Below are 1,907 nucleotides of genomic sequence, written 5' to 3' on the forward strand. Positions count from 1 at the left end.
GTAAAGATTATAAAAATACTCAGTGACCCCTAATCCCCATGGTGCATGCCCTCTTGCCGTTGCAATAAACTTTTTTTGTGGTTGTTTACGTTTTGTTAAAAACAAATCTCTAAAAATTCCCATGCTTTTAGTCCATAATTTTACCTATTGGTCTATTTGCCTCAAAATTGGCTGTACAGAGCGTTTTTAGTTTTTTACGTGTATTTCATCAAAAAATCTCTAAATCGCTTTGTACGGTCTTTTTTATCGATTTAAACGCATATCTATCCCAATATCTCATACAAAATTCCATCACTTTGCTATCTATTCAACCTTTTTCAATACATCTCCTATGCCACTAAAAGCTCTCTCAAGCTCTTGCTGTTGAGATAACGTTAAGGGTTTAAAATGCTCTCTTTGCACCTTTTCTCGTGCCGTTTTTTCACGAGTATTCAAAACAGCCTTGCGTGCAAGATTAGCTTTTATCAAAAGACTGCTTTCCAAATCACGACACAATCTCACTAACTCACGCGTGCTAGGAAAAAACGTATCTGATAAACCTTCTACCTCATCGCATAAAATGCGTTTCACTGTTGTCATAAGGGACCACGCAGAAACATTTTCCAAAACCATTCCATAGGTTAACGCCATTCCCTCATGATCAGCCTGTTGAGCTATTTTTAAACCACATGAAAGCATTCGAATTGCCTTGGCTATATCCTCTTTGCTGGCTTTCACTGCAAACAGCTCGTGAAGTTGATCACCAGCTTCTAAGGCAATCGTTTCCTGCTGTTTGGTTAGCTTGCTGCCATCCTTCAAAACCAAAGGAAACCCCTGAGCTATCATCTCGTGAATGCGTTTCAAAGTAACCTCGATTTCCGATATCAAGGATGCTGTCTGCGATGCGTTCTCCAATGCTTTTTTGCCTTTGAGAGTGATTTCCATACTGACCACCTATTTGATTAATTTTATGATCTTTTGAGTTTCTGATCCAATTGCGCCATGTTGCTTGCCAATCGACCTTGGTTGCATTGGCTCCGCTTTTTGAACGCCAGTAATCTCGAAACTTTGCGATTTCGATTTTCACGCGCTCTGGAGGCAAGCCCTCTGCAATTGCAAAATCGTAATCCGGTTCAAAATCGTCCGGTAATCGACAGCCGCGATCAGTTCTTGCCCGTTTTGCTTTTTTGGGAACGCTTTCTTGCTCGTGAATGGGAGGTTGATCCTCTGCACCCGTTTCGATTGCATCTGCTAGCTTTTCGCAATCATGATCCTCTGATGGCTTATGAGCCTCATCAACAATTTCGATATTTTCAAAATCAATATCGTTTTCTTTTTTTGATAACACGATAGTGTTAGTTTTTTTATTGTATATGTGATTGTGATTGTGGTTGTGATTGGCATCATCAAGCATCGATTTAGCATTGCTACAAGCATCATATTTAGCATCATGCTTAAAATTTTTAGCATCTTGATCATCGCTACTGCTTGTTTTTTCTTTATGATGTTTTTCCCACCTTGCTATTGCTGCCTTCTGCGCTCTCTCTGAAAACTTATTTAAATTTTCATTAGAGTTATTGAGTTCCTCCTCAACTTGCAAACTCCATAATCGACCATCTTCTAAACAAACGATTTTCTTATCACGTAACAAAAATTCTAAGGCTTTATTGAAGATCTTTTTTGAACATCCCGCGCTATGCGCTAATCGGTCTTCATCATAAAAAATGGGTTCACCATTTTTACGCATATGCCATTTTAATGTAACGTATGTTGCTATTTGAAATGCCTTCATCCCATTCGTCTCTGCAAGACAATCTGAGGGAAAACTTCGAACCCAAGCTAACTTAGTTGACATGCATTTCCTCCGTTTTATGCTTATGCCATCTCGCTATCGCTGCTTTCGAAGCGCGCTCTGAAAATCTATTATA

Annotated in this window: 2 protein-coding genes; both read right to left on the reverse strand. The window is 39.2% G+C overall.

Features of this window, described 5'->3' with window-relative positions:
• Positions 1–303: 303 nt before the first annotated feature.
• Positions 304–804 (reverse strand): hypothetical protein, encoded by a 501-nt coding sequence (locus tag AC0QT4_RS08995; RefSeq protein ID WP_473201329.1) that lies wholly within the window; start codon positions 802–804, stop codon positions 304–306.
• Positions 740–1,834: a hypothetical protein gene (locus AC0QT4_RS09000; protein WP_473201330.1), complete on the reverse strand. Its 1,095-nt coding sequence runs from the start codon at positions 1,832–1,834 to the stop codon at positions 740–742. The genes AC0QT4_RS08995 and AC0QT4_RS09000 overlap by 65 nt, the downstream gene beginning before the upstream one ends.
• Positions 1,835–1,907: the final 73 nt, after the last annotated feature.

This window comes from Bartonella sp. EBT8 (assembly GCF_055796165.1).